The sequence below is a fragment of the Tissierella sp. genome, from assembly GCF_052089545.1.
Classification (GTDB): Bacteria; Bacillota; Clostridia; order Tissierellales; family Tissierellaceae; genus Tissierella_A.
This window is the reverse complement of record NZ_JBQDAA010000114.1, coordinates 1-7,613: the sequence shown is the minus strand read 5'-3', so window position 1 is coordinate 7,613 and position 7,613 is coordinate 1. Positions and strand designations below refer to the sequence as shown.

At 29.4% G+C, this 7,613-nt stretch carries 5 protein-coding genes; all 5 read right to left on the bottom strand.

Features of this window, described 5'->3' with window-relative positions; translation table 11 throughout:
• Positions 1 to 147: 147 nt before the first annotated feature.
• Positions 148 to 2,769: an ATP-binding protein gene (locus ACTHW2_RS08675; RefSeq protein ID WP_442263551.1), complete on the bottom strand. Its 2,622-nt coding sequence runs from the start codon at positions 2,767 to 2,769 to the stop codon at positions 148 to 150.
• Positions 2,766 to 3,851, bottom strand: coding sequence for a metallophosphoesterase family protein (locus tag ACTHW2_RS08670; RefSeq protein ID WP_442263550.1), 1,086 nt, complete (start codon positions 3,849 to 3,851; stop codon positions 2,766 to 2,768). Before ACTHW2_RS08670 ends, ACTHW2_RS08675 begins: the two co-directional genes overlap by 4 nt.
• Positions 3,852 to 3,922: 71 nt before the next feature.
• Positions 3,923 to 4,405, bottom strand: a complete 483-nt coding sequence (locus tag ACTHW2_RS08665; protein ID WP_442263549.1) for a DNA-deoxyinosine glycosylase — start codon at positions 4,403 to 4,405, stop codon at positions 3,923 to 3,925.
• A gap of 46 nt (positions 4,406 to 4,451) precedes the next feature.
• Entirely contained in the window at positions 4,452 to 5,291 is an 840-nt protein-coding gene (locus ACTHW2_RS08660) for a GIY-YIG nuclease family protein (RefSeq protein ID WP_442263548.1), read from the bottom strand.
• A 61-nt stretch (positions 5,292 to 5,352) separates the two neighbouring features.
• Positions 5,353 to 7,613 (bottom strand): type I restriction endonuclease subunit R (locus ACTHW2_RS08655; RefSeq protein ID WP_442263547.1); only part of this gene is annotated, 2,261 nt, incomplete at its 5' end.

Here is a 7,613-nt window from a genome sequence, read left to right as displayed (position 1 = left end):
TCTTACTATCAACTATATCATTATTATTTAACTATTTCCATATGTTAAAGTTAAACTATATAAATAAATCTATTTAAAACTTCCTCAAGAAAGTTATCTTTATAACTTTCTTATTCATTCAAGTCAAAGGGGTCATTAACTAACCCTCTAAACATTTCTACTGCTATGACATATAAAATATATTATTTGATAGTCTAAGCTTATTTCCTTTAATAAATCTATAGCATTTTGTAGCCTATTATTATCTAAGTTTATAAAGGGATCATCTAAAACTAATATTGGATTATCTACATCTTTATATATAGACTCTACCAAGGCCATTCTAAGGCATAATTGAACCAAATCTTTCATTCCACTACTTAATTGGTTTTCCTTGTAAAGCTTTCCACCATCTTCCACTTTTATATCTAAATTAATATCTATTTGATATTTCTCTGTCTTACCATTATTTAATTTACCAAGATATTTTTTAAAATTAGAAGACATATGACCCATATACTTTTCTGCCAAATTTTCTTTTGCTTCAACCATACATTCTTTGGTTAAATTTAATAAATTATGTTCTTTTTTTAATCTTTCAATATCTTTTTCTGTCTGTACAATTTCAGACTCTATATCCTCTATCTTATCCACTTCTGCAATAAAATTATTTATATCTTTTTTATGTCCTTCAATCTTTTTGATAAGCTCATTTGCTTCTTCATTTAAGTCTTTTTTCTCCTTACTTAAATAAGCTACCTTCTCTTCATCAGCCTCGTCTTCTAGATTAAGCTTATCTAGGTCTGCTATATCATTTTCACCCTTAAAGCTTTCCTTCCTTTCTTTAGCCTCATCCAATCTATCCTTAGCTCTTTGTAAACTATAGTATTTATTTTTTAATTCTTCAACTGCATAATTTATATCATCAGGAAAGTCTTTATAATAATATCCTAGTTTTTCTTCTAGTATCTCTTTTGCTTCTTCCCTACTTTTTATTATTTCTTTATAAGAATTTTCTGCTTTAAAAAGTTCTTTAAAGTTATATAAATCATCTCTTAAATCTGATAAAATTTTATTATAGTCACTACCTTCTATATGACTATAGTACTTCTTTAAATAAGTCTCTATTTCCATTTTCAAATTTGAAATTTCACTATCTAACTTTTCTTTTTCAAGTATATTTTCTTCTATAATATCCTTTAATCTATTGTATTCTATAATATCAACTTTACTATTTGCTAAAAGAGAGGCTAGATTCAGAGGCTTTGCATCTATCAATTCTATGAAAGAAAGATATCCTGATTCCATTTCCTTTCTTTTTCTTTCAACTTCTAGTGAATTTTTCTTTAAATTTTCAATTGTATCTTCTCTTTTAATATAGCTGTCTTCTTTTTTATCCTTTGATTTTTGCATAAAAGAATACACTATTATAGTAGCCCCTGCAAGTGTCGTTATAAGCCCTAAAATAAAAACTATAGCTAGTAGTATAAGCCCAAAAGTAAAAATACTTAAGCCAATAAAAAGCATTGGACTTTTCTTTGATTTATCTTCTTTTCTACTCCTTTTTTCTTGCTTTAATTCTTCTATTTCGTTTTTAATTTTGTTTTCATCTTCTATTAATTCAGAAACTTGATTGAAATCATCCAAGTATCCATCCATTGTATCCCTATCTATATCAATATACTTATACTTCTTTTCCAATTCTTTAAAGCTAACTTTATCCCTATCTGATACTATATATTTTTTAAGTTCTATTTTTTTATTTGATAGCTTACTTATTTTCTCATTATAATCTTCTATTTCTTTTAAACTTGTTTCATCTTCACTAAATTTATCTTTAAGCTCTTGTAATTCTTTTTTCTTTTTATCTGATAAGCTTATTTTACTAGCCTGCTCCTGCTTGTTTAAGCATTTATTTTTTTCTTCTTCTATAGTATCGAGTTCTTCCTTTGATAAACTTTTACCCTCAAAAAAAGTCTTTTCCTTATCATATTCTTTACTTTTATCTTCAAAATCCTTTAATTTACCCATATATTGTCGCTTTTTTTCATACAAGACTAGTTTTGATTGCTCTTCTTCAAGCTCTCCTATTTTTTTATTTACTTCTTTAAGTTCTTTCTCTTCCTTTTCAAGCCAGCCTTCAGTTTTTTCCATCCTTTTCAAACTATCCTGATATTGTCTTAATTCTTTTTTAAAGCCAGTTAGTACTTTTTCTTTTTTTCCAAGAAGACCATTTTTCCCTCTTCTAGCCTTTATTCTTACCAGCTCTTTATCTAGCAAGTCTATTGCTTGGGTTGAAGTTTCCAGGTCAGCCTCCTGATCTTCTATATTTCCTAACTTACTTGAAATAATATCATTTAAGAGACTTGAATCATCCAAGGTAATAAAGGCTGTTTTTTCATAAGAATCCCTGTCTACTCCCCATATAGCTTCACCTGGATTGTCTCCTAGTTCATCAGTGACAGTATTTCTTGACATATTATAAACTGTGACAGTGTCATACTTTTTTGTTCTACCAAAAAACCTTTCTATCTTATATTCTGTCCCGTCTTTTTCAAAGATAAGATAGCCTCCAAATTGCTTTTCATTCCAAGGAGAATAAAGCTTTCTATCAGTAAGTTTCTTACCCCTGTGGTATTCTAAGCTATAGAACATGGCCTTTATAAAAGCAGCCAAGGTGCTTTTTCCCCATCCATTATCTTCTTCTATTATATTTAGTCCATCATTAAAATTGTAAGAAAACTGACTTAACTTCCCAAAGTTTTCAACATAGCAATTTATTACTTTCACAAGCTCACCTCTTTACCTACAAGGGCATTAATACCCATTTTAATTATCTTTCCTTTTTCCTTGTCGCTAAGCTCTAGCTCTTTAACCCTTCTTATAAACTCTCCCTTTAAGGAAATATCATTTTCATATTTTAAATAATCTATTTTTATCTCTGTCTCATCTAAAACTTGTGAAAAATAATATCTATTTTTTAACTTTTCTTCAATATAATCTAGATCTATCTCAGTATCTTCATCTAGCTGACCTGTAAATACTAATCTTACAATATCATCCTTGGAAATAGGTGATAGTTCTTTCTCCATAAGACTATTAATATCTACTGTTTCTGTGTAGCCTGAAATATCTACCTCCACCTTATGAAAGGTTCTTTTTGCAAGGGAAACAAATTCTGTAAAAAGCTTCTTATCAACTATATCTAAAAGAACAAAACCTTTTTCACCAAACTCATCAAAGCCTCTACCCTCAAGACAACCTGAATAAGAATATACACCCCGGTAGTCAAGCTTTTCTTTTTTATAACTATGTATGTGTCCTAAAGCCAAATAGTCTATATATTTGTTTTCTAATTGGCCTAAATTAATAAGCTCAGCATCCTTATCCGATCCATATTGTGATATTTGTCCATGCAAACTTACTATATTAAAATCATTTTCATTTAAGGATAGTTTGGAATATATGTCTATAGGCTTGTCCCTATCAAATTCAAGACCAGATATAAGGATGTCACCGTACCTAAAGCTAGTCCATTCCTTGCTAAATAGTTTTAAATTTTCAGGTTTGTCTTCCATATCCTTAAAGAAATCATCATGGTCATGGTTTCCTTGCAAGTAAAGAAAGTCAATAGCACTTGCCTCCCGGATAGAATCTATCACCCTATTTTTTATTGTCTTTTGCTGGTTTTGCGGAGTATCAAACATATCACCAGCTATCAAGATTACTTCCACATTATTATCAAGTGCGTATCCTATCATATTTTCAAATGTCTCTAAGATCTCATATCTTCTTTCCTTGGCTTGCTCCCTTGAAAAGTTTGTCTCCATCTTGGAATCAAGATGGAGATCTGCACAATGGATTATCTTCATTCGTTTTCCTCCTAGTCCGTGACCATAGAAGTTCTTTCCACTGAAAATAGGAAAGAACTTCTAGCTCTTATCTAATCTATTATTTTTACCCAATCCTTCAGCTTTTCTTTTATTCCTATCGTATAGGCTGGACTTGTAGATGGTAAGCCTATAAGTTCCATATTGTTTTCACCCATATCTTTAACAACTAACCTTCTATATAGTTTCTCGGCTTTTTTACCGTTAAAGTAGATCCTTTCTATCTTTGGATATTGCTTGAAAAAGCTTTGGAAGTCATTCTCCTCTGAATTTTTTATATTTGAATCTAGACTTCCTTCTCTTTGACATCCTTTAAGGACATCCCAAAGGGCTATACCTTTTTCTAGTAAAAACTTTTTCTTTTCTTCATAATCTTCTATGGGCTCACTATTATATAAGGAAAATATTATCTTCCAAAATTGATTTCTACTATGACCATAGTATTCCTGTTTTCTAAGTGAATCTACTCCTGGCATACTTCCTAAGATTAGTATTTGGCAATCCTTATCTATTATTGGATCAAATCCTACTATCATTTTATACACCTTTTCTTTTTAAAATATTCCTATATTCTATAATATTTCACTCTCTTAATTCTTCTATTTTATCAAAAAATTTCCATCCATTTTCAGCTCTACCAGATATAAGTGAGGCAACTGCTGATGGACTAGTAAATGTTAAATTGATTAGTGTTTTATATTTACCTTCGCAGTCTTCAATTTTATCATCTTCTAAAAAGTCATTGATATAGTTAATATATTTATTATAAAATTTTCCTTCATCACTCCAATTTTTAGAGGATTCTATAGGTGGACTAACAATTGATCCTTCTGATAATATAAATTCTCCATCCTTTACAAATATCTTAGCTTTATATTTTTTAGACCTCGGGTAATAAAATTTTGTTAAATAATTACTTTTTTCCTCTTCAAAGTTTATACCTTCTGCCTTTAATAAAAATTCTATTTGATTTATATATGAGTTCACAGTTGGTTTATCAAAAATACTCACATTAGGTTCTGTATTTCTCATTACCTTATTTTCTAAGAAATATCTGCCACTTGTTTCTAGCTTTCTTATAAAATAATATTCCATATAATCAATAGTTAAGGTATCAAAAGTGTCATTGTCAGTCACAAACATCAGACAAAAGGACCAAAACATTTTATTATTGTTATGACTTTGCATCCTATTAGCTCCATTTGTTGATTTACCTACATATACCTTAGTCATTTCTCCATCTTCCGTTTTATCAAATAAAAAATACACAGCATAGTTTTTGCCCGATTCTAAGCTTTCTACTTTTTTAATATAGTCCCTTGTAAAATAAAAAGCTTTAATTTGGTTTGTTCTATCTTGAAAAACTTTTAAACTTGAAGCATTTTCATGTTCTGGATATAGGTATGTTACAACCCTTTGCATATTTATTCTCCTTTTTAAGCAATACTCTTTGTATTAAATTTATTATAAATTACACCATATTTTATACAATCAATCTTTCATTAACCTTATCAATTATGGCGACTATATCTTTAGCAATATTAATTTTATCTTTAAATATAGAACTAACTCCTCCATTTTTATTGAATGGATATGTTCTTAGTACTTCTTTTCCTATACTTCCATTTTTCACTATATAGTTTACTACATTATTTACAAAATCTATCTGGTTTGAATTTAAGCTTTCATCATTTAAAAACTTAGAAAATTCTTTTTCAGCTACAGCTCTTTCCATACCTGTTATACTTGCAACTAGTTTTAATAAAGGTTCTTCTCCATATGTTTTTTCATATTCCTTTTTACTACCTAATTCTTCCCAAAGTATTTTTTCAAAAAATTTTATATCGCTTTCTGTTAGCTCTTCATTGTTCCTTAATTTATATATAGGTAAATTGTCCTTATACTCTTTAAGATAATGTTCTACTTGTTTTTTATAGTTTCCAAGTTCGTTAACATTGTATATAGGATTTGACTCTCTAGTTCCTACTACCTCGTCTTTAAAATCAGTGTAATATATTCCTCTTTGCTCCCTATCTATAAGTTTTATAAGGTCTCTTAAAGCTAATCTTACTTTCTCATATTCAAATATATCAGCATGATCCCAAAATTCCTGGGTTTGAAGTTTGTCTATTAGATCCTTGTTTTCCCTTACTTGAACTATAGACCCCTTTGTTTCAAGTTTTTCTGCAGTAGACACAACTCTTCTCTTAGGTCTATTCATAGGTCTTTTCTCCAAATAGGCAAATTGAATAGTATAGATAAGATAGTCAAATCTTTTAGCTAGTTCATCGTCATCACTGGGAATTATTAAAGGAGATATTTCTTCTTTTAATTCATTTATATCTTTTTCATTTAAGGTTTCAAATGATTTTTTTTGAGTGTATTTATCTATTAGATGAAGTCTCATACTAGCATTAAATCTTTCCCTATTAATATTGGATATATCCTTTAAAGTTTCTTCTATAAGTTTATTTCTATATTCTATATGGCTGTCTATTTGATAGTCCAAATGTTCTAAAGCTTTTATTATATCTATTTTTATATTAAATATATTTTCAGTTAAAGACCTTAATATGTTTCCTTCCAAGCCTTTTTTATTTACTTCAAAGAATTCAAAGTTTTTATAGTAGTCAAATATCATATACTTTTCTTTATCTATTCCAGGACCATAAAGATCTTCGCAAAGTCTAGTTCCCCTTCCTATCATCTGCCAAAACTTAGCCTTGGATCTTATCTTCTTAAAGAAAACTAAATTTAAAAGTTCAGGCACGTCAATACCTGTATCTAGCATATCTACTGAAACTGCTATTTGAGGATAAGAGTCTTTGTCTTTAAAGTTATCAATCACATTGGCCACATAGTTTATATTGTGATAAATCGCTTGTGCAAAGCTTCCCTTATATTCTGGATAAAGTGCGTCAAACCTTTGTATTATAAAATCTGCGTGTCTTTGATTGGCAGCAAATATAATAGTTTTACCTAGCTTATCTCCACCTTCAACTTTAAGTCCTTTTTCCATAAGTTCTTGAATTACAATATCCACAGTATCTATATTAAATAAACTCCTATTTAACTCTTCACTAGATATATCTTCCTTATCATCAAAGGTCATTTCAAATTCTTCTTTTTCTTCTTCTGATAGCTCACTATACTTAATACCATCTTTCATGAGTTTACTTTCAGATACATGAGGAAGCTCATAGTTTACTAGGTATCCCTCTTCTATAGCTTGTCCTAGCTCATATGCAAAGGTTGGATTGTTATCTTCTAGCTCAAATATCCTATAGGTGTTTCTATCTATTTCATCTACTGGCGTTGCAGTAAGTCCTAGTAGATTTGCATCAAAATAATCAAATATATCTCCATACTTCTTATATATACTTCTATGACTTTCATCTATTATTATTAAGTCAAAATGACCATTTGTAAACATCTTTTGTCCATCTTCATTTTTAACTGAATCTATAGCATTCATCATAGTTGGATAAGTTGAAAATATCATTCTAGAATTTATATCATCCTTATTATCAAGTAGGTTACACAGCGAAAGACTTGGAAGATGCTCATTAAAACTTTGCTTAGCTTGTTTGACTAGAGCTGTCCTATCAGCTAAAAAAAGTATGTTCTTAACCCAATCTCTTCTTGTCAGTATATCTACTAAAGAAATAGCTGTCCTTGTCTTACCACTACCTGTAGCCATAACAAGTAAGGCTTTTCTACGGCCTTTTTCATAGTCTTCTAAAA

Coding starts and splice junctions, on each gene's coding strand:
- ACTHW2_RS08660 (WP_442263548.1), bottom strand. CDS start 5,291: ATGCAAAGGGTTGTAACATACCTATATCCAGAACATGAAAATGCTTCA.
- ACTHW2_RS08665 (WP_442263549.1), bottom strand. CDS start 4,405: ATGATAGTAGGATTTGATCCAATAATAGATAAGGATTGCCAAATACTA.
- ACTHW2_RS08670 (WP_442263550.1), bottom strand. CDS start 3,851: ATGAAGATAATCCATTGTGCAGATCTCCATCTTGATTCCAAGATGGAG.